27 protein-coding genes are annotated in these 22630 nt (G+C 64.4%); 18 read left to right on the forward strand and 9 right to left on the reverse strand.

Annotated elements, in window-relative coordinates; translation table 11 throughout:
* The first annotated feature begins 1 nt into the window (after position 1).
* On the forward strand, positions 2-703 hold the full coding sequence (locus B9Y95_RS09475; protein ID WP_085511608.1) for a sensor histidine kinase: 702 nt from the start codon (positions 2-4) through the stop codon (positions 701-703).
* A 33-nt stretch (positions 704-736) separates the two neighbouring features.
* On the opposite strand, the gene B9Y95_RS09480 is transcribed toward B9Y95_RS09475, so the two are convergent.
* Entirely contained in the window at positions 737-1477 is a 741-nt protein-coding gene (locus tag B9Y95_RS09480) for a DUF5677 domain-containing protein (protein ID WP_085511609.1), read from the reverse strand.
* A gap of 304 nt (positions 1478-1781) precedes the next feature.
* On the opposite strand from B9Y95_RS09480, the gene B9Y95_RS09485 reads away from it, so the two are divergent.
* The 7 genes from B9Y95_RS09485 (at position 1782) to B9Y95_RS09515 (ending at position 6376) form a co-directional block, all read left to right on the forward strand.
* Entirely contained in the window at positions 1782-2108 is a 327-nt protein-coding gene (locus B9Y95_RS09485; RefSeq protein WP_234994045.1) for a hypothetical protein, read from the forward strand.
* Entirely contained in the window at positions 2109-2405 is a 297-nt protein-coding gene (locus tag B9Y95_RS09490) for a type II toxin-antitoxin system RelE family toxin (RefSeq protein ID WP_085511610.1), read from the forward strand.
* A 12-nt stretch (positions 2406-2417) separates the two neighbouring features.
* Positions 2418-4001 carry a tetratricopeptide repeat protein gene (locus B9Y95_RS09495; RefSeq protein WP_085511611.1) on the forward strand — a complete coding sequence of 528 codons (1584 nt, stop codon included), beginning with the start codon at positions 2418-2420 and terminating at the stop codon, positions 3999-4001.
* Between the two features lie 61 nt (positions 4002-4062).
* Complete coding sequence (locus B9Y95_RS09500) at positions 4063-4224, forward strand: transposase (RefSeq protein ID WP_085511612.1); 162 nt, start codon at positions 4063-4065, stop codon at positions 4222-4224.
* 56 nt (positions 4225-4280) lie between these two features.
* Positions 4281-4580, forward strand: coding sequence for a YciI family protein (locus B9Y95_RS09505; protein WP_085511613.1), 300 nt, complete (start codon positions 4281-4283; stop codon positions 4578-4580).
* A 399-nt stretch (positions 4581-4979) separates the two neighbouring features.
* The gene (locus B9Y95_RS09510; protein ID WP_085511614.1) at positions 4980-6008 is read left to right on the forward strand and encodes a hypothetical protein; all 1029 of its coding nucleotides are present in this window, start codon (positions 4980-4982) and stop codon (positions 6006-6008) included.
* Positions 6005-6376 (forward strand): GntR family transcriptional regulator, encoded by a 372-nt coding sequence (locus tag B9Y95_RS09515; protein WP_085511615.1) that lies wholly within the window; start codon positions 6005-6007, stop codon positions 6374-6376. The genes B9Y95_RS09510 and B9Y95_RS09515 overlap by 4 nt, the downstream gene beginning before the upstream one ends.
* Positions 6377-7280: 904 nt before the next feature.
* On the opposite strand, the gene B9Y95_RS09520 is transcribed toward B9Y95_RS09515, so the two are convergent.
* Positions 7281-8897, reverse strand: coding sequence for a hypothetical protein (locus B9Y95_RS09520; RefSeq protein WP_143736417.1), 1617 nt, complete (start codon positions 8895-8897; stop codon positions 7281-7283).
* Positions 8898-9273: 376 nt separating this feature from the next.
* Between B9Y95_RS09520 and B9Y95_RS20650 the strand changes: the two genes are divergently transcribed.
* The 4 genes from B9Y95_RS20650 to B9Y95_RS09535 all read left to right on the forward strand — a co-directional run bounded on the left by B9Y95_RS20650 (position 9274) and on the right by B9Y95_RS09535 (position 10755).
* Positions 9274-9450: a hypothetical protein gene (locus B9Y95_RS20650; RefSeq protein ID WP_159453374.1), complete on the forward strand. Its 177-nt coding sequence runs from the start codon at positions 9274-9276 to the stop codon at positions 9448-9450.
* A gap of 145 nt (positions 9451-9595) precedes the next feature.
* On the forward strand, positions 9596-10189 hold the full coding sequence (locus B9Y95_RS09525; RefSeq protein ID WP_143736419.1) for a hypothetical protein: 594 nt from the start codon (positions 9596-9598) through the stop codon (positions 10187-10189).
* Positions 10182-10475 (forward strand): hypothetical protein, encoded by a 294-nt coding sequence (locus B9Y95_RS09530; RefSeq protein ID WP_079003693.1) that lies wholly within the window; start codon positions 10182-10184, stop codon positions 10473-10475. The genes B9Y95_RS09525 and B9Y95_RS09530 overlap by 8 nt, the downstream gene beginning before the upstream one ends.
* 4 nt (positions 10476-10479) lie before the next feature.
* Positions 10480-10755: a hypothetical protein gene (locus B9Y95_RS09535; protein ID WP_079003692.1), complete on the forward strand. Its 276-nt coding sequence runs from the start codon at positions 10480-10482 to the stop codon at positions 10753-10755.
* Between the two features lie 503 nt (positions 10756-11258).
* On the opposite strand, the gene B9Y95_RS09540 is transcribed toward B9Y95_RS09535, so the two are convergent.
* A complete protein-coding gene (locus tag B9Y95_RS09540) occupies positions 11259-11483 on the reverse strand; it encodes an ASCH domain-containing protein (RefSeq protein WP_200811380.1) in 225 nt (74 codons plus the stop codon).
* Positions 11484-11658: 175 nt separating this feature from the next.
* Between B9Y95_RS09540 and B9Y95_RS09545 the strand changes: the two genes are divergently transcribed.
* Both B9Y95_RS09545 and B9Y95_RS09550 read left to right on the forward strand, forming a co-directional pair.
* Complete coding sequence (locus B9Y95_RS09545) at positions 11659-11856, forward strand: hypothetical protein (RefSeq protein ID WP_085511617.1); 198 nt, start codon at positions 11659-11661, stop codon at positions 11854-11856.
* A gap of 146 nt (positions 11857-12002) precedes the next feature.
* Positions 12003-13196 carry an ATP-binding protein gene (locus tag B9Y95_RS09550; RefSeq protein ID WP_079003690.1) on the forward strand — a complete coding sequence of 398 codons (1194 nt, stop codon included), beginning with the start codon at positions 12003-12005 and terminating at the stop codon, positions 13194-13196.
* Between the two features lie 18 nt (positions 13197-13214).
* On the opposite strand, the gene B9Y95_RS09555 is transcribed toward B9Y95_RS09550, so the two are convergent.
* Positions 13215-14228, reverse strand: coding sequence for a PIN domain-containing protein (locus B9Y95_RS09555; RefSeq protein WP_085511618.1), 1014 nt, complete (start codon positions 14226-14228; stop codon positions 13215-13217).
* A 109-nt stretch (positions 14229-14337) separates the two neighbouring features.
* The gene (locus B9Y95_RS09560; protein WP_085511619.1) at positions 14338-14730 is read right to left on the reverse strand and encodes a hypothetical protein; all 393 of its coding nucleotides are present in this window, start codon (positions 14728-14730) and stop codon (positions 14338-14340) included.
* A 600-nt stretch (positions 14731-15330) separates the two neighbouring features.
* On the opposite strand from B9Y95_RS09560, the gene B9Y95_RS21185 reads away from it, so the two are divergent.
* On the forward strand, positions 15331-15666 hold the full coding sequence (locus tag B9Y95_RS21185) for a Fic/DOC family N-terminal domain-containing protein (RefSeq protein WP_200811381.1): 336 nt from the start codon (positions 15331-15333) through the stop codon (positions 15664-15666).
* Between the two features lie 6 nt (positions 15667-15672).
* Positions 15673-16563: a Fic family protein gene (locus B9Y95_RS09565; RefSeq protein WP_200811382.1), complete on the forward strand. Its 891-nt coding sequence runs from the start codon at positions 15673-15675 to the stop codon at positions 16561-16563.
* Positions 16564-16899: 336 nt separating this feature from the next.
* Here the strand turns inward: B9Y95_RS09565 and B9Y95_RS09570 are convergent, their stop codons facing one another.
* Positions 16900-17397 (reverse strand): CGNR zinc finger domain-containing protein, encoded by a 498-nt coding sequence (locus B9Y95_RS09570; protein WP_085511620.1) that lies wholly within the window; start codon positions 17395-17397, stop codon positions 16900-16902.
* An 85-nt stretch (positions 17398-17482) separates the two neighbouring features.
* On the opposite strand from B9Y95_RS09570, the gene B9Y95_RS09575 reads away from it, so the two are divergent.
* Positions 17483-18355, forward strand: a complete 873-nt coding sequence (locus B9Y95_RS09575) for an alpha/beta fold hydrolase (RefSeq protein ID WP_085511621.1) — start codon at positions 17483-17485, stop codon at positions 18353-18355.
* Positions 18356-18416: 61 nt separating this feature from the next.
* Here the strand turns inward: B9Y95_RS09575 and B9Y95_RS09580 are convergent, their stop codons facing one another.
* Positions 18417-19445 carry a Fic family protein gene (locus tag B9Y95_RS09580; protein WP_234994048.1) on the reverse strand — a complete coding sequence of 343 codons (1029 nt, stop codon included), beginning with the start codon at positions 19443-19445 and terminating at the stop codon, positions 18417-18419.
* 520 nt (positions 19446-19965) lie between these two features.
* On the opposite strand from B9Y95_RS09580, the gene B9Y95_RS09585 reads away from it, so the two are divergent.
* Positions 19966-20853, forward strand: a complete 888-nt coding sequence (locus tag B9Y95_RS09585) for a MerR family transcriptional regulator (protein WP_085511623.1) — start codon at positions 19966-19968, stop codon at positions 20851-20853.
* A 252-nt stretch (positions 20854-21105) separates the two neighbouring features.
* Here B9Y95_RS09585 and B9Y95_RS09590 read toward each other — a convergent pair whose 3' ends face one another.
* Positions 21106-21450, reverse strand: coding sequence for a cupin domain-containing protein (locus B9Y95_RS09590; protein ID WP_085511624.1), 345 nt, complete (start codon positions 21448-21450; stop codon positions 21106-21108).
* 212 nt (positions 21451-21662) lie between these two features.
* On the reverse strand, positions 21663-22499 hold the full coding sequence (locus B9Y95_RS09595) for a hypothetical protein (RefSeq protein WP_143736421.1): 837 nt from the start codon (positions 22497-22499) through the stop codon (positions 21663-21665).
* Positions 22500-22630: the final 131 nt, after the last annotated feature.

Here is a 22630-nt window from a genome sequence, read left to right on the forward strand (position 1 = left end):
CGTGAATTGGTTCGAAGCGCTGTGGGTGGAACTGTCCTCGCCCGCGTGGGTGGCAGGTCTGCTGCAGGCGACGTTCGGCACAATTGTCGCCTTCACCGGTGCGCTGTTCCTGTTTCGGCGTCAATTGCGTCACGACCGTGAGCTCGTAGCCGCCCAGCTCGAGTCTGATCGTGAAGCACGTCTTGCCGAACGGCGCTCAGCTGCTGCGGACGTTCTGGGCAGAACCTTGCTCGCCACTGCGGAGCAGCTCCCCATGCGTGATGCCGGACAATACGGCCTCAGGGATGCGCTCTGGGACCTCGCTTCCGACCCGCCGGGTGGCCGATCGTTGGACGATGCGATTGAGCAGGCGGAACTGATCCTTCCACGTTACGACATCGTTCGATCCTTCAGTCGGGAGGCGAGTGGTCGCTGGTACACCATGAAGCGGATGGTGTCGCAGCTGTCGCACGAGGAGCGCACCAAGTCGAACTGGTTGTCGGTGCTGTATGACGAATTCATGACACCACTGACCCGTGACATGACCGCGGTCGGCCGGGTTCTCGTGGGGTGGAACGGTCACGGTGAGGCGCCGATCGACAGCGCTGTTTCGACGCAAACCTCGATCGCTCCGGCGGAGGTCGCCGATCCTGCTGCGTACTTCGCCTGGCGGACGGAGCTTGAGCGGGAGCTCTTGCATCGCCGGCGCGTCCGGGAACAATAAGCCCGAGGCCCGCCAACCGCGGCGTGCCAACGGCTAGTGCCTGAGGGAGAAACTGGACTGGACTCCCAGGTCTGTCGCGATCGCGGTGAGACGCTCGTGATCGGGATGATCGGACTGACAGGTGTCCCAGGCAATGAGCGTGAGCAGGAGCATGGTGGCAGCGACTCCGATGTAGCTGTTCGCGTTGGAGAATGCGGCGTGGTTGCGGAACGCAACACCGAGGGGATTCTCCGGGTTGTGCGCCGTGTAGAGATCGACGACTCCGGAATCGGCGTGCGTCATCGCTGACATAGCTCGGTACATCAGGTACCAGTTCTCTGCGCCTTCGATCTTCATCATGCGCTGGTCGATTTTGTATCCGGAGGGGCTGCCAAGCCGGTCGAGGATGTCGTCCGTCTCGGCCAATCGATCCGCGACAAGGAGATCACTCGGATCAAGCTGCAGCAGACTGTTCAGGGCCTTACGTCGGGTGACGGCGCCGAAACCGATGAAGGACTTCCAAGCTTTCTCATCGACGATCAACCAAATAGCGGAGGTGGCGTCCTCCATGAGCGCGCGCACGACCGGGATCGCAGGCACCGGTTGGTGGTTCTGGTAAAGAGTGAGGACGCCACCTGCGCAATCAACAGCGTGCGCGGTCAGTCCACGAACCAGGACCGGCACACTCGCATCATGCAAATCCGTGCGGGTGATTACCGTCTGTTTGTTCTGAGCAGCCCAGATCGCCAGCAGTTCCCGAATCACAGCCCGGTAGTCCACCGTATTGTGCGTCATCGCTTCCTCCGTCGCTCGAAAGCCGTCGGTGATCGCCCCACCGTGAACGGACCACGGCGGACAGCGAGGCGCGGAGGCGCGATCGTCCGGCCAGCGTCTGCATCGTATCCTGTGCCTTCCCAGAGGGCGCCAGATCCGAGGTCGGCGGTCCGGCGATCCGAACGCCGGGGCACGTCAAGGCGCGCCGCACCGAGCTTTTCGCAGGGTTGGAGGACGCCGTGCGTTCGATCCACATTGACCACATTGTGTCAATGTGGGTATTGCCCACCTGGAACGGATGCGTATCATGGGCGAAGGAGGAACAGTGAACACGCAAGCATTCAAGGCCATCGGTGAAGTGACTGCCGACGGGCGCGCCCGCATACCGTTCGGGAAGGCGGGGGTGCGTCAGGATGACCGCTACGCGGTCGCGATGAACGACGACGGGGAGATCCTCCTCACGCCCCTGGTGAGCATCCCGAAACGCGAGCTCCTCGTATGGGAAAACGAGGCGATCCGCTCCTCGCTGGCTCGAGGGCTGGAACAGAGCGCGGCAGGCGATGTCGTCAGCCGCGGGAGCTTCGCTCAGTACCTCGACGAAGATGGCGACGAGGACGCTGAGCCTGGGACGGAAGCCAACCCGGTCGCGTAGATGGCATTCGAACTCAAATTCACGAGGGAAGCGGATGCGCAGGTGCAGGCACTCAACACCCCTGCTCAGCAAAAGAAGCTGCGGAAGGTGCAGCGAGCCCTAGCTCGTCTGGAACTGGACCCGCGGTATCCCTCGTTGCACTCGCACAAGTACTCGTCACTCTCAGGATCCCAGGGTGAGGAAGTGTGGGACTCATACGTCGAAAATCACACACCCGGCGCCTGGCGGATCTTCTGGCACTACGGGCCGGGCTCGAACACGATCACCGTCGTGTCGATCACGCCCCACCCGAACTGAGACAGAGTCGCCGTGGAATCCCAAGCAGAGCAGCGCATTCTCCTCGATGCCCTCGTCAGCTACTCAGACGCATGTACTCTGCCGCTCCTGACTCCGTCATGCCCCTTCTACTCCGTCGATAGCGGGCGGGCATCGTGCGAGGAGCAGTGCCGAGACATCGCGACCTCGCGCGGAGCCGAACCGCGCAATGTGCGCAACGGCAACGTCGGCGGGCTCGTCATGCACGGTCGCGAGCTGCCGATCCGTTCGGTTTCAGGAGCCCAGCCGTTCGACGCGGCTGAACAGCACTTGCGTCAACGCGGACGACCGCTCTCGGAGCAGGGTGTCTCAGCGCTGCTGCTTGGCCTCGAGGAGCAAGTGCTCGGCGCCGTGACGTCCTCCGAGCAGCCGAATCCGTACATGTCGGAGGTCATTTGGGGTGAACTTAGTCGCCGCGGACTGAACATGGAACGCATCGTGCGAGGTGGACTCACCGCTGAGATCGCCACTGCAGTGCGGTTGAGTCTGCAGCTCTTCGTTCTGAAACGCGCAGGTCTCACCGCCCCAGGTAACACCAGCGACATCGAGGAAGCGATCTCCGGCACGGGCCTTCGATGGTTCACCCTGCTCGAAGCAAGCGTTGTCCGCTGGGAAGACGCCAGCGAACGCTCCGCCCTGACCGCTCCCACGCACACGCCCGCAAGAATTCGAGAGCTATGGGGACCGCTCCTCGCCGCTGACGTCACCGACATCATGATCGACTCGTTCCTGTCAGGCACCCCCGAATATCACCACGCGATGTCACGAGAGTTCGCGCTACGGGTCGCGGCATGGTTCGACCATCTCTTCGAGACCGACCTCACCGCGGCGTTCAGTATCACGGCCCCGGAACACGCGGAGATGTTCACCGCGCTGCCAATGCATCGCGACGACATCGAGGGCAAGTGGATTTGGGAGCGGTTCACGGTCACCGACCTCGATGATTGGCACGCATCGTCGCTGATCGAAGAGTGGCGGTGTGACCCCGCCACGATCGCTGCGCTGTGCCCAGACCGCATCCTCAACGAGCGCACCATCGATAATCGGACCGCCGGGGAGCGGGCGCTCGTCGCTGTCTCTGACGCCCGCCCGAGGATGCCACGATACAAAGGCATCGTGCCGTCGCTCTTCATCTCTGAAGCCGAACAGGCGCTTCGGGAAGGAGCATGGGAACGCGCCGCCAAGATCTTCGCCGGCGTGATTGAACTTCGACCGGCGGACGCCGAGGCCTGGAACAACCTGGGCTTCTGTCAGATGGGCGGAATGCAGTACGAGGCGGCCCTGAAGAGCTTCACGCGCTCCGCTGAACTCCCACGAGGCGGGGGCACGGTCTCCATCGGGAACCGGACCCTCCTCCTGCACCTGCTCGGGCGTGACGAGGAGGCCCTGGAAGTCTCTAAGCACCTACGATTCGTTCCGCTCGACGCAGATGCTATTCAGGCAGTGCTCTGGGCGCACCCGACAGAAACTGGTCAGCTGGAGCTGGTGGATCAAGTGGGCATGATCCCCTATATTCGCGACCTGCGCGCTCACATCGAGAAGGGCGCCTGCGCCCATCCCACCGCCGGAAACGGCTAGGGCGTGTCTGAAAAAGGTTGACGGGATCGGCTGAGAGTCTGGAGTCGAGTCGCGGTCTCAGTTGCTTTCTGATGCCCAGTGGTCTCTGATCGAGGAGATCTTGCCGAGGCCGACGGCTCGGCCGGGGCGGAAGATCTCGGACGCGAGAACGATGCTCGAGGGCACAATTTACCGGTATCGGCACGGGATCAAGGCCGTGACCCCGGAGCCGCGAGACCCGTGAAGGCTTGACCGAGGTGTCGCAGCTGACGGATCGTAGGCCCTGATCTAATAGGGGGCATGTTCGTCGTGATCCTTGATTACCTTGCCGACCTGACAGAAATCGATGCTGCGCTCGCCGACCATGCCACGTGGCTGGACGAGAACTATCGGAGCGGTCTGTTTCTTGCATCGGGGCGACGCGAACCACGAACCGGTGGAGTAATCCTCGCCGCTGGACTTCGCGAAGATCTTGAGAACGCGGTCGCAGCCGACCCTTTCGCGCAGAGGCGGCTTGCCCGCCACACAGTGATCGAGTTCCACCCGTCGAAGTTCGGGGGCGCGCTGAATGTAGAACAAGTGAAGGCCGCCCTCAACTGAGCCGACCCCACAACAACCGATCTGGAGCTTTCGCGGACCCTGTCTCCGCGCTTCTCGAAGGGGTGGCGGGCGCTGTAGCAAGTTTTCGGCCGCGAGTCACGAATCCAGTTGCAGTGTCGCTTCGCGAGGTGCGCATCGACCTTGAGTTCGATGATGCGGAGCTCTCGACTGAGAGACACGGACGGTGTCGTGCGAATCATCCGATCGTCCTCGTCCTCTTCGTGCAAGGCGAGCCGCCGCAGCAGATCAGTGTCAAAAGGAGGTTGACCGTAGGCGTCGTGAACGACATTCGCGAGGGCGCAGTCCGACGCGATCTTGAGCTGCGTGCCCAGTACAAGTTTGTGCTACCTTGTCAGCACAAGGCGCACTGCGCTCCGTTCGACGTTCTGCGAGGTACCGATGCTCACGACACTCCTCATGCTGCTGTTCGAGGTCAAGCAGATCCTGCCCTTCGAGAACGCGCTGACCTTCGGGCTGGCGATCTTCGCGCTGTCCTGGGTGCGCCCGCGTCGCATCGTCTCGTTGCCCGAGCGAGGCTTCCGTCATGCCGTGCTCTGCTGGGCAGGGACGGCGGGTGCTGTCGCGATCGTGGCCACCGCGATCCTCGCGAGTGCTCTGAACGTCGGCGTGTACGACGCGTCCGGATACGACGGTTGGTGGCGGCGACCGGCGCCGCTGGCCGTGGCGACCCTCGTGATCGTGATCGCGGCGCTCGTCCTGCGTCGTGTCCCCGTGCCCGCGCCGGGTGAGCGAGCGATCACGCCGCAGCGTGCGTGGAACACCTTCGCACCGCGGGGGTCGCTGTGGATCGCGGGCATCGCGGCGTCGCTCGCCCTCCTGACCGCGACCTGGCAGATCGCCAGTGCGACGTCGGCGCCTGAGAACGGCCAGTTCTTCGGACACGTCCCCGACTATTCGCCCCTGCCGATCTACACGGACTTCAACAACGGGTTCGGCTACGTGTCCGGCTCGGGATGGCCGAACCACCTCGCCACGGTCATCGTCATCCTGCTCGCGGCACTGACGCTCGTCCTCGTGCTCCGCACCGACGCCAACCGGCCGATCCTCGCCCGGTCCACCGCGCCAAGTGTCCGCCCGGACCGCGAGTCGACCGCCCGGGTGTTCACGCTCATCATGCTCGCCGGCGTCACCGCCACGCTCGGCGCGCTCTGGATGCACGTGGGCTCGGCCGGGACATCGCTCGTCGGAATCGACGAGTACTGGGTGTCGGAGAACGTCTCGAACACGCGCCTGTTCATCGACGGCGGATACAGCGCGATCGCCCGGCCGATGAACCTCGCCGGCTACGTCCTCCAGGGAGCCGGTGTCGCTCTGGCACTCCGAATCGCGGTGGACACCATCAGAGCCGCGCTCGCCACACGAACGCGCTCCGACGCGGACGTCCAGTTCGCCGGGTCGGCTCGATGAACCACCTGTCGGCCGACGAGATCACCGAACTCTTCCGCGGCGCGATCCGGTCAGGGCTGCTGGGAGACGGCGAACGCCTCCCGACGGTGCGGCAGACCGCACGGGACTTCGCGGTCGCCCAAGCCACGGCGGCGAAGGCATATCGCGCGCTCGAACAGGAGGGTCTCGTCGTGACCCGGACCGCGGCCGGCACCCGCGTCGCCCCCGGAGCCTCGCGGGCACCGCAAGCGGTCATCGAACGGGCGCGTGCGCTCATCGAGGCGAGCGACGCGGCCGGGGTGGCCGTCGAAGACGTCCTGGCGATCGTCCGTGCGATCGCGAACCGTCGTGTCGAGGAGCCGTCGACGACGGACAGGGCTGAACGCTGACGGAGCCGTGCTGCCCTCCGAGAGGGGACGATGGACTCGAGACCGCCGCGAGCCTCATCGAACTCGCAGCTGCGCATCCAGGACCCGAACGCAACGAAGCGCTCGTACTCGTAGAACGCCTCGACGAGGAAGCTGCATCAGCGACCCCATCCGTTGGGCTACCCCAAGCTCTCGACTCACCACGCGCTCGAGGCGCTTGCGTCAGCGAATGCACCCATCGACAAAAACCAGCTAGCCGCGACAAGCTACGGGACCGACATCCTGCGACAGTGCGCGTCGAGATCCATGCATCGACAGAAGTACGCGAGCTGAAATAGAGCTGCGTGGAGGAGACGGCCAGGCGAACGGCTCGACAACCGAAGGTTCCCTGCACGGCCTGAAGAAGAGGCTGAATTCGCCGTCGCCAGCAGCTGCCGCCATGCCGGGTCCGTGTGGACGCCCGTGAAGAAGATCAAGGCCGTTCGGGCGCACCAGGCGAAGCAGCATTACCAAGCGCCACCAGATGACCCCATCTCGGGCCTGAGATCCGCGGATTCGCGCGGACTTGTGCAGAGCGACACTTTATTTGAGCAGCCTCAGCGACACTTTATTTGACACACCGCTCGCTCACTGGGCGCACGGCGACACTTTGCGTGGCCGTTCACAGTAAGTGTGAACGCCCATCACAATGTGTCGTTGGCCAGCGTAAAGTGTCGTTTCTTTGCTCCGACCGACTGTCCAGGCCGAATGTGACGCTCTGGCTCAGGGCATCACATCGACATTCAGGCTTCACTCCTGCGTGAGAACTGGTGCTGTCGTTTGCTGACGAGGACTGGTCAAGAGTCGAATCACTTGACGATGCTCGGGCGGTTGTGAGCCCGGGGTGACAGGTGAAGTGGCCTGTGGCCCATGCTGAACCGGCTGCTCAGTCGAGGAGCAGGTGGAGGGGTCGCGCGCCGGTGGTGCCGACCAGGCTGAGCTCATTCTGTGCTCGAGCCGCGAGCGCAAGAGGGGACACAGGGTTCTTGCCCTGCTCGGCGTTTACCACTCGGTCGAGTGCTGCAGCCACGAGCACCGGGGCGGTTCTCACGCTGACGCCGAGTGTGACGGAGTCAAATTTTGCTGCGTGCATGATGAAATTGCGGTGGTAGTACAGGCGCCGGCAGACACTGTTGTAGTAGTTCCGAACTCGTTCGAGAACGCCCACCGGGTCTGCGGCAAGTTGAATATAGCGGGCGGCGGCCGCGCGATCCGCCGCTGACTCGAATCCTGGGTCACCTGCGTTAGCTAGATGTTCAGCCATCAGACGCGCTTGATCCGCACTGGGGAGTCCTTGAAGCGCGTCAAAGAGCTCGCCAGATCCGTGGTCCGCCCAAGCGCGGGCCAGGTCTCCGACTTCTGCTCGGGGGAAACTGCACGTAATGATGTCAGAGAGCCTGTCGGCGACATCGGTCCCCTTGCCGCCCGGTCGTCCGAGGAGGCCTTCAGCAGCAGCCCAAACAGAGGCGATGGATGCTCCGCGGATCTCGCCGCTATGGGAGGCGAGGAGCCCGATCGCTCCATCCAAGCGTTGGCCACTGTCGGCCCCTCCGACAAACAGCCGGCTCCGCTGGATAGCGGGCACACGAATGGAGCGGCGATCCTCGAGAGGAGTGCGTATCTTGTTGGCTGTTGCGTCGATCACGTCGGCCTCGAACTCGATCTTGTCTCCCTGGCCGTATCCCAGTTGGACCCTCGCCACCAGTTTCTGCTGCCACTCGAGCAGCTCATACATCGCGGCGTGAGGGTCGCGAGCTTCGGCGCTCCACTCGATGGCGCCAGCGCCGGCGCGTGGCACGGGCCGGCGCTTTGGGTTGTTCGCTGCTCGAAAGCGCTTGGTGTAAGTGTCGGAGTCCAGCCAGTGTTCCTTGAGCGCCTCTCTCACCTCGAGTGGGGCTCGGACGACGCCCACACAGAAGGTAAAGGTACGTCGCGACTGGACCAGCATCTCTCTACCCCGTCGCAGCACAGCGGCCAGCTCGACCTTCCGCCCTTGGGCCACCAACCAACCGTGGACGTGATTCCGGTGGAATCCCTCGTCCAAGAGGTGCGCGACCAGAAGGCGTGACGCCAGCTCGACCTGCTCTGGTGCGATACCGACTGACTCGACGTGTTCGATCCACCTCAGGACGTACCCGGTTCGGCTTCGCGCAGCGAGGGCGACGGTTCGGTCCAGAAGCTGCTGGAGATCGGGAGTTGGCTTCGACTTGGCGTTGCCGGACGGTCGTAGCTGCCGGAGTAGCTCGTGCAGAGCCTCTCGGACGGTCTGGTCGCCGACGCCCGGGTCGCGGAGCACCTGCGTCATCGTGGTGTTGATGATGTCCTTCATCGCCTCGTCAGAGGTAAGCGAACCGTCCCATGTAGCCAGAACCGCCTCGATGACTTCATCGAGAAGCACGAGCGTTCCGGGCTGCCAGAGACCGCGATGCCAAGCGGTGCGGCTGTCAGCCAGCTCCCTCATGCGGGCCAGCACAAGTTCACCAGTTGTCGATTGATTTTCCACGTTGTGTGTGTATCCTTGCGGTAGAGCGCGAGCTCGTTATTCTGACAGACGGGAGTCGCCCCTCGGGGCCGCTCCCGTCTTTACTTTGTCGGGCAGTGGTCACACTGTGTCACATACCTTCGATGTCTACTGCGATGCCACAGTGCGAGAGCGTGCGTGTTTCGACATGGTGATCGCGCTCAAGTGTGCCGTGAATCGCCCTACACGCTTCGGCGCGAGACCGGAGCGCCCAGCCCGAGTAGGCGCACCCCCGCAAGAACCCGAGAAGTCGGGGCGTCACGGCGATCCAGTAGTAGTAATCAGCCGAGACTCGGGCGGTGCGACCGACGGAGGTCTAACCTCCGCGTTCAATCCTGCTCACATCATCCGCGCAACGGTGCGCCAGGCGACCAAGGATGGAAGCTACGTAGCAACGCTGCATGACGTAAGTGGCCAGTCCTTCAAGTTCAACCTCGGCCCGAACGGGATGACCGAGGACCAGATTGCACAGGCACTGGAACAGCTGTTCAAGCTCTCATCGATCGAGTATCTGAAGCCGACGGTGACCGATTAGTTATCCACAGAGGAAACGCTCAGACTGTCGTAATCCGGTGTTATCTACGTATTTCAGTCGGGTAGTTATCCACAGGCGGGGCGGCTTCCGAGCCGCCCCGTTTCTGCAGCCTGCGGACGATCCGAAGGCCCCTAGATGAACGGACGTGGTCATGGGTAAGGCGAGTAACAGGAAGCGTGACAGACGTCTCGCACGCGCCGAAGAGGAAGCGCCGGAGATGTGGGCTGACGGGCGACCCGAGGATTGGGGCAAGCAGGTCCGTCAAGCCATGCTCGACACCCTCGACCTGATCGAACAGCTGCGCGCCGAGCATCGGCTCGATGACCTCCCGCAGTACAAGAACTATCCAGCCGGATCGTGCGGCATCACTTCGTACACCGTTGGGATGGTGCTGCTCGATCGGGGCCTGAATGACGGCGACGGACAATGGTTCCTGGTCGACACGAACGACTCTGGACCAGAGACCGCGACGCACACCTGGCTGGAATATCGGATCGGGACAGAAGCGGTCTACTCCGTCGACCCGTCCATCGGCCAGTTCCCCGGGATTCGCAAGACGCCGTGGGTCGGGCGTGGCACATCTCCTGCAGCCAAACGGTTCACAGGCCGCTGGCCTCTGCAGCCGGTCAAGACCGCAGATCAAGAATGGGCGAAACCGTCCTATCTCGAATCGCTGCAGCGCGTTCGGGAACGCTTGGAACAGTCGACTCGGCAGCCACTAGTGTCGGGGCATGAATGACTCTCAGTTGCCTATCGTCAAGCAGTTCACCTATACCGATTTCGCGATCCTTCTCGCGACGGTGGAGCATTCGTCTCCGCTAGACGGCAACTCGGGTGACTCATCCGTGCGCTTCAATGTCCAAGGCGGGTCGATCTGGCTCGGAACAGAGGAGCGAGACTCCGAATCGCAACGGGATTTCACCATTCAGCTCAGCGGCACCAGCGAACACCAGATCCTTGCGCGCGCGTTCCGCGAGATTGCGGATCAGCTCGACGCAGCACCCGTTCGCGGACAGGCGGGCTGAGCGCATGGGAAAGGCCAGCCGGATCAAGCGCGAGCGCGGCAGCGTCATCACGGCCACGCACGAACCCAAAGTGCCGCAGAACTGGCCGGACGGGCACGTTGGCGTCGAGCTGACAGGCAGCGATGACGCCGAGTGCATCGTTGTGACTATCCACGGCGTGCGGCACTACCTCCATTCCTCGACGGCCTATGAGCTGAGCAAGATGCTCGACTCACGGATTGAGGAGTGGGACAGCTACGCCAAGTCGCAAGGAGCGCCAGGCGTCCTGGACGTCGACTAGTCGAGCACGCGCACGGAGAGCACAAACTGTTCCGCGGGCACCATGGCGCGGAGCGCGGCACGCGCCGCCGGATAGTCGCGGCCCTCGGCCTCGACCGTGCTCGTCGACGTCGACCGGAAGACGCCTCGCTGCGGCCATAGGCCGTCGTCGTCTTTGTGGTTGTGATCGTCGGTGTAGCGCTCGCGTTGGTCCTTCGACGCATGCGCTGAGGGCCGAACGCTCGGAGGGCGATCGGCAATTTGAAGGCCGGCCGAGTACGAAGAAGGGATGCGGACACGCCGACTCTGGGTGGGATGGATACTCGGCCCAGGGACTGTTGCGTTGTTCGTCGTCACCGTTGTCGCAGCAGTCACGAGCTTCCCGCCATGGCTGCCTCTGCTCGTCGCCGCAGTCGAGGCCGCCGTGGCTGGATCGGCCCTCTTCGTGCTGGAGCTGCGTGCAGCTCGAGAGCAGCAACGTGCACGGCAGGTTGAGTCGGCGCGGCTCGACCGGTGGACGATCGGCTATCGAGACGGTCTGGTCGCGAGTTCGGCCACCTCGACGACGGCGTCGTCCGGCATGTCAGGAGAGTAGTTCTCCCGGAGCTGCTGCCCGAAGCGCTGCATGTCGGTCCCCGGGGGCTGGTGCGCCTGCTCGGCCGTGAGGGTGTCGAGCCGGTACCGCTGCACGGCGGTGACGGTGCCGGCCACCGGTTCGAACGCACTCGCGCTCCTCGACGAGGACGGCACCCCACTCGCCGATGTCGCGGCCGATCTGCGCGTGACTGTGAAGACCGTCCGTCGTCTCGCCGATATGAATGAGCCCGCTGCTCCTCGTCTGAGCCTCGTCCGGTCCTCGGACGATGGGGACCGCCGCCAGACGGACCCGATCAACCCCCACATTGAACAGGAAGGAGGAACCGCCATGTCGAACAGGTCCAGCATCTCCGGACGCTTCATTTCGAACGCAGCCGCGGCGCGTCACCCGCGCACCAGCGTCACCGAGTCCGGAGCGAACCGCACCAGCGAGACGCAGCACCGTAGCGCCATCACCGGGCACTACATCACGCCCGCTGCGGCTGCGCGTCACCCGCACACCAGCATCACCGAGAACAAGAAGTAGATCTCTCGAAAGAGGGCCCGATCTCAACTCAACTGAGATCGGGCCCTCTTGTCAATGAGGCTACAAGCTCCGGCTCACCGGCGCGACGAGCTGGCGGTTGTATAGCTTTTTAGTTATAGAGCGCTATATTGCGGTAGACTGCAGGCATGTTGCCCGTCCTGAACCCCTTTCGACCAGGCGCAGGCGTGCGTCCGCCCGAGCTGGTTGGACGCCAGTCGGAGATCGATCTCGTTGACCTCATGGTCGCTAAGAGCCGCCGTCGGCGCAACGATGGCGGCATGATCCTGTACGGGCTCCGGGGCGTCGGGAAAACCGTGCTCTTGAACCAGCTCCAGCAGAACGTTGAGAAAGCAGGATGGGTGACGGTGCAGTTGGAGGCTCGCCCTGGCGAGGCTGGCTCACGGGTCGCCAGGCAGTCGCTCGGCCGCGGTGTGGCAATGGCTGGTCGGCAGATGACCTCTCGTTTCAAGAACGCGGCCAGCGATGTGCGGACAGCCGTTGCGACCGTCGCATCGTTCTCCGCAACGGTCGCCGGCATGACGCTCAAGCTGGATGCGCCGGCTGCCGAGAACAGAGCGAACTCCGGCCTGATAGAGATCGATCTTGAAGAACTCGTAGCGGACCTCGCCGGCCCGCTGACGCGGAACAACAGCGCGCTGGCCATATTCGTCGACGAGATGCAGGACCTGGACAGCGACCTACTGACTGCGCTCCTGGCCGTTCAACACAAGGCGTCACAATCCGAGTGGCCGTTCTACGTGATCGGCGCTGGCCTCTCGACATTGAGGCGAACATTGGCCGAAGCTCGCTCGTACGCCGAGCGATTCGTGATTCGCGAAATTGGGGCACTTAGCCACGAAGCTGCAGTCGAGGCCGTTGCAAAGCCTGCCACCGATCTGGGCGCGATTTTCGATCAGAGAGCGGTCGACCTCATCGTGGGAGAGGCGAAGGGCTATCCGTTCTTCCTTCAAACCTACGGCAAGGCCGTGTGGGATCTGGCCCCCGATAAACGAATTGACGCCGAGATCGCCGCAGCCGGGATCGCCGAGGGGAACGCCGACCTCGACCAGGGATTCTTCCCTGCACGATGGGATCGCACAACTGCCGGAGAGCGACACTACCTCCGCGCCATGGTTGCAGTCGGAGGAAATACGGCGAGCACCACCGCCGTGGCGGAGTACCTGGGAGTCGTATCATCGGCGCTCAGCCCGGCCCGACAATCTCTCATCAGCAAGGGCATCATTTATGCGGAACGACGGGGCTACGTTAGCTTCACGGTGCCAAACATGGACGCGTTCATCCTTCGACAACCGAACGTCGACGACGAGGATGATGAATGATCAGCAGGAGAAGGGGCGTCAGCTGCTCTCGGGGGAAGGTCTTTGGCGTTCGTCCAGACCCCGTACCTCCAGCTCGCTTTGCCGGCTAAGCCCGCTCGTCTCCGACTCGACTTCGCCCCGCCACCGCACACGCAGATCCCATCGCGCTGACATCTGCGTGAAGTCCGTCTCGCCTCCGCGCTCGTCATGGATCACAAGTACCTCGGCGTCCACATCTGCGATGGCGTCTACACCGATCTCGTAGACCGTCGTGCCGTATCTCTTCTTGACTTCGAGCGTGTCGAAGCGAAGGTCTACGCCACCGACGATCTGCACTTGGGCGTAATCCACTCCGGGCGGGCTCCATCGCGTGATGTCCTTGTGCGCAAGGTCGAGCGTGAGCCGATCGATGATCTGCCGAGTGCTCAGATCGAGATCGGACAGATCGAAGTCACCGCTCTCATACTCGCCTGGGAAAGCTAAACTCCCGATCGAACGCAGAACCGTGAGTTCAGCACCCGTTTCTGCATGTAGCTCTTCGGCAAGTATGCTCTTTTGCTTCGTGAACACGCCGTCATCGGATAGAAGTATCAAGTCGGAGAAGGGCGGTTCGCCGACCTGCTCGAGGGCGGTGAGCCATATTAGCGTGTCCCGGTACCCGCCCCCGTCATCGTCGAAGGGCGGCGTCCGATTCACCGCTCGTTCAGTTAGTTCGAGATGGCTGTGTTCGGATGGGTCGACGACCTCAATGCCGACTTCTCGAAGCCGCGCGCGCAAGATCGACTCGTATGCGTTGGCTTCGTCTCGGTAGACGTTCAACAGTTCTTCCGCTGCGCCCTTCGCTCTCTGTGTCGACTTGCGAATGATGGATCGGACCTGCCGCGCCTTCTCGGTGCGCTCACGGCGATATCCGCCGATTGCCTCCAGTAGTGCAACCTCCGGTAGCACAAGGCGTAGCCGGTGTGAAGCAATCTCGTCCTGCGCTACTCTCCACTTGCGCTGGCGAAGTAGGGGGTCGTTGACGATGATGTTGGCGTCGACGATGACCAGCATGATCCCCCCTCAGAGCCGCCCACAGGCGGTCGGATCAAATATGACGACTCCCCGAACGAGGAAGCCGCAGACTGTCACGGCCGAGATGATCGGTCATATTCAGATAAGGCTATCTACAGGCTTGGTGCTTCGGCGCCGGGCCTGTTTCTATTCGAACCACGTCTTCACTAGGACAGCGTGAATCGCGCCGTCGCCGCCCGATGTCGTCCCACGACTTCGCGATGTCCGGCTCCTTCTCCACGGTCATCGCATCCTGCATCGTGGCCACCCAGTGCTCTGTCAGGACATGGACCTCGACGTAGAACGTGCGAGATGCGCCTGTCGGAAACGACGCGGTGCTGGTATCGAAGCCGACCGCGGCGTGGAATGCTCGCGTGCTGCCCTCGTTCTCCCCCCGAGTGATCTCGACGTGGGTCACATCGACCGACCCAGAACGGATTTCAACGACAACAGGAATGCTGGGCCCGCCGTCGGGGTTCGCGGTCTTGAGGAGCTTCACCATGAAGTCAGCCTAGGCGAGCTCGTCGACGACACGCCCGGAGTGCCGAGCATGATCAACGCGTGCCGTCGATGCGACGGACTGTTCACGTCGAAGCTGAATCCGACGCTCACGGCCATGGCCCAATCATTCGGACATGCCGCGGTGCTCTACGGCCCCGGAATCTCCGTCGGCATCACGAGTACGACGGAGCTACGGTCGGCCTCGACCCGACGCAGATTGCACGGGGGCTCAAGCAAAGCGGAGTTGCTGCGCGGCAGAGGCCGGCGTGGTACTTGCGGATGATTCATTCAACGGCGTCTCATCTCTCCACGCGTGGACCTCGCCGCGGAGCGCCACCAGATGGCCCCATCGCGGCCTCAGATCCGCGGAATCACGCGGGCCTGTTCGGAGCGACACTTTGTGCTGGAAACCGCGGCGACACTTTACGTTGGAAACCCGCTCGTTCACTGGCCCCGCGGCGACACTTTGCGTGCGCGTTCACATGTAGACGAGCTCGCCCTCATGTCACTTTCCTTACAAACGGTCCCGATCAATATCGGTGGGCTGCGGAAAACTTCTACTCAGCAGCCCGGAAGGTAAGTTTCGCCTGACAGGCTTACAATGTTCTCGAACAGCCCTCTTGGCGTCCTCGTGCCAATTTCGGGCATCGACGGTCGCTTCAATTGGGCGTTCTCACACGCGGCATTTGTTGCCGAGCCGCTCGGTGACGAACCGCCACTGGCGGCCACCACGTGGCACACGATCACTCGCGCAAGCCGCGCACTCGCTCGTCTCGACCAAGCGTCGCGCCAGGTACCGAACCCCCGTCTGTTCCTCCGTCCGACACTCCGGCGCGAAGCGCAGAGCACATCTGCGCTCGAGGGGACCTTCGCTCCGCTAGACCAGGTGCTTGCTTCGGATGCAACCGCGTCCGCAGGACGGAGCAAGGAGCTCTAAGGGGTCTTGAACTACGTCAGCGCAGCAACCCTGGCCTTCGATGTGATTGAGCAGGGGAGATCGCTTGGAACCGGGCTCCTCGAGTCGGTGCACCAAGTTCTCGTGCGAGGCACGGACGCAGATACCGATCAGGCGGGCAGAATCCGCACTACACAGGTAGCGATTGGAAGCAGCACCGGTGCGCTCGAAGACGCACGTTTCGTACCGATGCCTCCGGGAATCGCGCTCGATGTCGCTGTTCAAGACCTCACGCAGTGGATGAACCGGCCATCGGTGTCGCGGGACCCGATCGTGGCCGCGGCGATGGCTCATTATCAGTTCGAAACCTTGCACCCTTTCAATGACGGGAATGGGCGTATCGGTCGTCTCCTTGTGGTGCTCCAGCTCATGGCCGATGATTTGATCACGGAGCCACTGCTCATCGTCTCGCCGTGGTTCGAAGCCCGCAGAACCCAATATCAGGATCATCTGGCAGAGGTCTCTTCCAGTGGTGCGTGGGATCCGTGGATTCAATTCTTCGCAGAGGGTGTCGCGGCGTCTGCTGTGGACATCGCCGAACGCGTCGACAGGATGCTCGCTGTCCAGGCGGCCTATGTACAGATCCTCCAAGTCGCTGGAGCCCGCGGAGTGATCAGGGATATCGCGGACACGCTGATCAGTGATCAGGTCATCACCATCGCGATGATGAGTGAGCGGTTTGGCAAGACGCCCCAGGCCGTTGCTCCTGCCATGCAGAAGCTCGTCGACCTCGGCATCCTGTCGGGCCCGTACGGGACCTATGGGCGGCAGTACATCGCCGACGATGTGTTCCTCGCGGTGACTGCGCCTCCGGGCAGGGTGCCCGCACGAGACGACCCACTCCAACATGACACAGGTGCCGATCCCTCGCGGATGTAGCGTGAAGGCGGGCTGTTGAGCGCTCTGGGCTCGTGGTGGGTGTCCGTTCCGACAAACCTTCCCTCTCCTCTGCGTATCGCGGAGCCATCGCCTGCATCTGGTCCATGACGAGTTTGATCGCCTCGGGCTGCTTGTCCGGCAGGTGCGAGATGCTTTCTGCGCCTCAGATCCACGGAAGCGCGGGGCATGTTCGGAGCGGCACGTTGTGCCGGAAACGGTGGCGACACTTCACCTCGGAAGCCCGCTGATTCAGCGGGGCCGCAGTGACATTCTGCGTGCGGTCGGCCTCGTCTTCCCCGGATGTCTCGTGAAGAATGGCCTCGCGGGGAGCCCCGCTCAGCTCTGAGCGCGGCGCGCGTGCGTGCGCGCCTTCATCCGGTTGCCGCAGACCGCCATCGAGCACCACTTCGCGGTGCCAGGGCGACTGTGGTCGACGAGGAACTGCGTGCACTCGTGGTTCGCGCAGGCACGGAGGCGCCCGGGGAACTCGGTGATCACGCTCGACCACGCCAGCACGACCGCCGCCACGAGGCGATCGTCGTCAGGGACCTGAAGCTCCCAGACCACGCCGCCCGGGGTGATGCGCGGCGTGCGCACGGCATCGTCGAGGATGCCCGCGAGGTCTCTGATCGCTCCGCCGTCATCTCCACGGACGACGGTCTGGAGCGCCTGCCTCGCATGTCGAAGGCGCGCCACCTCGTCCGCGGATCCGGTGCCGCCCCAGCTGCGCGCCAGGTCTTGTCCGGTCGGCCCCTCGAGACGGTCGGTCGGGGTGCCCTCGACGACCGGCGCACTGTTCAACAGGCCCAGCAGCAGCTCCTCGTCGCGAAGCATCGTTCTCCGTTCTCGTGCGCCGACCGGCGCCCTCGATCCATGCTACCGTCTGGCTAACCAGTAAAACAATCTAAAGGGGTTAGCAATGGTCACCGTCCACCACCGCACCGTCTCGATCGACGGGCTCGACGTCTTCTACCGCGAGGCCGGCCCGGCGGACGCTCCCGTGCTCCTGCTCCTCCACGGGTACCCGACCAGCTCCCACATGTTCCGGCACCTCATCCCGGCGCTTGCCGGCCAATACCGCGTCATCGCTCCGGACCACATCGGCTTCGGTCGCTCCTCCGCCCCCTCGGTCGAGGAGTTCGAGTACACCTTCGCGGCCCTCGCAGGGGTGACCGGCCGGTTCCTCTCGACCATCGGCGTGACGCAGTACACGATCTACGTCCAGGACTACGGCGCCCCGGTCGGCTGGCGCCTGGCCCTCAACGACCCCACCGCCGTCGTCGGGGTCATCTCCCAGAACGGCAACGCCTACGAAGACGGCTTCGTTCCGAGCTTCTGGGACCCGATCTGGGCCGACGCCGCCGAACGGACCGCCGAGACGCGCGACGCGCTCCGTCCGGCCCTCGGGCGGGAAGCCGTCGAATGGCAGTACACCCACGGTGTGCCGGACGCGACGACCGTCGACCCCGACGCCTGGGAGCACGACCTCGCGCTCCTCGCCCGTCCGGGTCAGGACGACGTGCAGCTGGCGCTCTTCCGCGACTACGCGACCAACCGGGACCTCTACCCAGCGGTGCACGAATGGCTCCGCACCTCACAGGTGCCGGTCCTTGCGATCTGGGGGCGTAACGACGAGATCTTCGCCGCCGCCGGCGCCACGGCGTTCACCCGCGACGCCCCCGATGCTCGCGTCGAACTCGTCGACGGCGGACACTTCCTCCTCGAATCCGACCTCGACCACGTCGCTGACACCATCACGGACTGGCTCCGGACGACTGAACGAAGCGCATAGCCCGGCGGGGCGATCCGTCCACCTGGGCCGAGGTCAGCGGCGGTGCGTTCCGGACCAGCGGTCAGGAACCTCCCCGCCGACGACGGGCCCGTGCGCCGAACTCGTCCAGCGCCTGCAGGACCTCGCTGGCCTGCCAGTGGCGGTTCCGTCGGCCGGCGCTGGACTGGACGAGGATCCCGGCGTCGACGAGCTTCTGCACCGAGGCGTCCGCCGTCGAGAAGTGCAGCCCCAGGGCCGATGCCACCAGCGATGTCGTGATCACCGGCTGCCGCAGGAGCAGTTGCTTCAGACGCTCCACGGATGAGTCGCTGCGCACCTTCACGGTTTCATCCCACCGCTCTGCGATCGACGTGATCTCGCGCTCCAGCGTTCGACCGTTGGCGACCGCCGCGTATGCGGCTTCCGTCATCGTCTCGACGATCGGGCGCACGTCACCGGACCGGTACGCCGTGAGCGCGCGGAAGTAGTGGTCCGTGTCGCCGAGCAGGCCGGCGGACATGGGTACAGTGACGTTCCTCGTCACGTCAGCTGCCCGCAGCATGCCCTGCACGAGCGCGCGGCCAGTGCGTCCGTTGCCGTCCGGGAAGGGGTGGATCGTCTCGAACTGAGCGTGAGCGATCGCGATCTGCGCCATGACGGGCACATCGAGACGGTTCGCGAACGTCATCACATCCGCCATGAGCTCAGGCACACGATCCTGGTGCGGGGGGACGAACGCAGCGCCGTGCGGCGAGAAGCCGGTTCCGCCGATCCACACCTGGTCGTCGCGCCACCGACCCACGATGTCGGGATCGGACCGCTCCAGCAGTGCGCGGTGCATCGTGAGGATCGCCTCGGGGTCCAGGTGATCCGCCAGCGCCACGGCCGCCTCCATGGCGGCGACGTTCTGCACGACGAGCTTGGCGTTGACCGACGTCGAGTCGCCGATCTCTGCGAGGGCCACCTGCTTCGCGCTCGAGGTGAGATGCTCCACCTCGGAGCTCGATGCGCTCTCGGTCCGCAGCAGGATCGACGAGAACGGTGCCGCGAGCGTGCCGACCTCGGCGTCGAAGCGGGTCAGCTCGCGGCCGGCGTCCTCGCTTGCGGCCACGAGATCCGCGGGCAGCTCGACAGACAGATCCGCGATGAAGGGTGGGACTGCCGCCTGGTATGGGCCCGCGGCCAACCTGCGGCGTCGCTTGGATGCGACCGCGTCGCTGTCGTGCGTCCATGGACGCGGTTCGTAGCTCGTCGAGGGCCAGAACCTCTCCGACTCCGTGGAGTCAGTATCCGACATCATGCTGCCCCCTTATTCGGGTTTATTCATCTTACACCGAATAACAGGGCGGATACCTGAGGATTCCTCGCAACCTCGCGGTCGCACCCTGCGCGGGCGTTCGCGATCCTTCCCGAAGCGATCCGACGAGTGCGATGCGATTCTTCCTGGCCGAACCGCGCCGGTCACAATCGGCTCGGCGAATGGGGACCGCTCACCATCGAGTGTCACCGTGCCCCGGGGCGTCCGTTCGATCGGCAAGTCGTCTCGCGGGGGACGGCCGCGGGTCGACTTGCACCTGCCGTAGCGTCATGTGGTGCAGTGGACGTCTCCCGCCCACCGAGGAAGGCCCCACATGTTCTCGTCCTTCACCCCGCCGCGCCAGGTCACGATCGGAGGCGCCGCCGCGTTCGTCGGCACCACGCCACGGGCGATCCGTCACTACCACCAGATCGGTCTGCTCCCTGAGCCCGAGCGGGGGAGTGACGATCGCCGCCGCTACGGCTACGAGGAGATGATCCGGTTGCTGTGGATCCGCCGGATGGCGGACGCCGGCATCGCCCTCGACGACATCCGCGACGCCTTCTCGGACGGCGGCGCCGACACCGACGACGATGTCGCGCGCATCCTCGACCGCTTGGAGGGCTCTCTCGTCGCTCGGCAGGCGGAACTCGAGCAGCAGCGGACCGCCGTGCAGCGCATGCGTGTGCAGGGCAGCCGGTTGGGGCTGCTCTCCGACGTCGTGAGCGACCGCCTCGCACACCTGCCCGAGGGCGCTCTGCGGCAGGACGACCTGGACACCCTGCTCGTGACCGAACGGATCTTCGGCGGGCTCGGCGCGTCCGTCCAGGCGTCGCGCTTCATCGCCTTGGCCAGCCACCCGGAGCTGCGGGAGGAGTCCGACCGGGTCGATGCCGCCGAAGCAGCACTCGACGACACGGTCGCGGTCGACGACCCTCGCGTGGCGGAGGTCGCCGCCGAACGGCATGCCTTCGAGACGGCCCTCCGCACGGTCATCGAGGACTCCGGACTGGCGCAGGACGACGACGACCGCTTCGACGCGTGGGACGAGTCGCACCCTCTTCCTGACGATGAGGACGGCGCAGGCTCGACGTGCGGCTCGACGAGCCTCACCGAGGCCGTCCGGATGATGCCCTACGACTTCTCCCGCGCACGCCTGCGGTGCATGGAACTGGTGCTGGAACTCGACGCGCTCGACCTCGCGCCACCAGCCGAACGCTGAGTCGTCGACCGCGATCCTCCGTGTACCGCATCGTCCAGACGGCCGCCACCGGCGTCATCGCCGACGTGGGCCTGGCTGCTTCCGTCTACGGACTCACGTCCTGCGTCGCGTCAGCTCACACGGTGCGATGACGGGCCCCGGGAGACCGCTCGGGGCCCGTCCGCGGTCAGGCCCGGATTCGTGCGAGCCCGACACCTCCGACACCTCCGACACCGACCGTCATGTCCACGCCCGGTGCCGCTTGGTCGGACGTCAGGCGGGCGCTTCGCCCATCGTCAGTTCCGGCTCGACGCCGGCCGGCATCGGGAACCAGGCGAGGAAGGTGACGCCCTCGTCGGTCGCGTCGAAGACGATCGTCTCGTTCGCCGGCTCGTGGAAGGTGTCGCCGGCGCGCAGGACGGTCTGCGGTCCGGCCCCCACTTGGAAGTCCACGGAGCCGGTCTCGATGGTGCCGAAGACCGGGCCGTTGTGCCAGTGCGCCCCGACGTGGTGGTCGGGGGCGATCGTGATGCGTCGCACTTCGACGGAGGCGAAGCTCGGGGCCCCTTCGAGCGTCACCGTGCTCAGGGTCGTTCGTTCGATCGGGGATTCACTCATGGGTCGATGATGCCAGTGGGCGGTGGTCGTCGATGCTGAAGGACGGGCCCGTTGGTCAGGAACGGAGACGTGTGCCCCGCTGTCTCTCCGGACCCTAATCATCCGAGGCAGGCTCTCGTCGGGGTGATGACCTGCCCGGAGCATAGCTCCAGTGAGGACGCCGTGTCCGATCGGATCTGCGGGCCCCTGGTCTCAGCCCGATCGTCGAGGACTCAGACCAGGTGACCCACCGTGACACTCTCCAGCTCGGCGCGGGTGAGTTTGACTCGGGCCAGCCGGATCCGCTGCCCGGCCTTCACCGGTCGCGGAAGGGCCACGGTGAGCCATCCCTCGTCCTGCGCCCCGAACACGCAACCCTCCGCGTGAGGGAACACCGTCGTCGCGGGGATGCTGCGCAAGACGCCGATCTGCTGTTTGAGCACCGCCAGGCGGTGGATGTCGAATGCTCGCGCCACCGTGGCCGCGCGGACCGTGCGCAGGGCGCCTGCGAACACCCACGTCGGCATCCGTGGGCCTGAGATCAGCATGAACGGCTTCTGGAGGTCACGAGCGCGAGCCTCACCCCTGCCGCCGACCAGGCGCTGATCGTAGGTGATGGTCGGGGAACCCTCGCCACCCCATTCGGCGAGGCCGGTCGGTGCCTGCAGGGCGACCCAGCCGTCCTTGCGGAAGATCCCGAACTCTCGCCGGAGACGCACCTGGATCGACACCAGCGAGATGGCGATCAACAGGACGCCCGCGGTGACCCACCCCGCCACGGCCGGCCTCGAGAACCACTCCCCGAGCACGCCGATGCCCGGCGCGGATGCGGCAGTGAAGGCGTCGACGAGGCCGAAGATCTGAGGGATCAGGAACGGGATCCCGAGCACCAGCCCGAGTATGGAGTACTCGGCTTCGGTCTTCAGCCGGCGCCGGAAGCCGCGGAAGGTGCTGATCTCCTGCTCGATGCTCCACCGCAACTCGTCGAGGCGGCGAGGATCGACGCTCGCTTCCCAATCCGGGCCGAGCCAGCCGCGCACCGGCCCACTGTCGTTCCGAGGAATGCTCACAGCACCCAGGGTAGAGGCACTGCCGCACTGCTCGACGAGTGGCCGGGAGACGTGTTCCCCCTCAGGGACCGGTTGCGACATCCGCTTGAGGAAGCTATCTTCCTATAAACACGTTCCATGACCATTGGGGG

This window comes from Plantibacter flavus, from assembly GCF_900177615.1.
Lineage (GTDB): Bacteria > Actinomycetota > Actinomycetes > Actinomycetales > Microbacteriaceae > Plantibacter > Plantibacter flavus.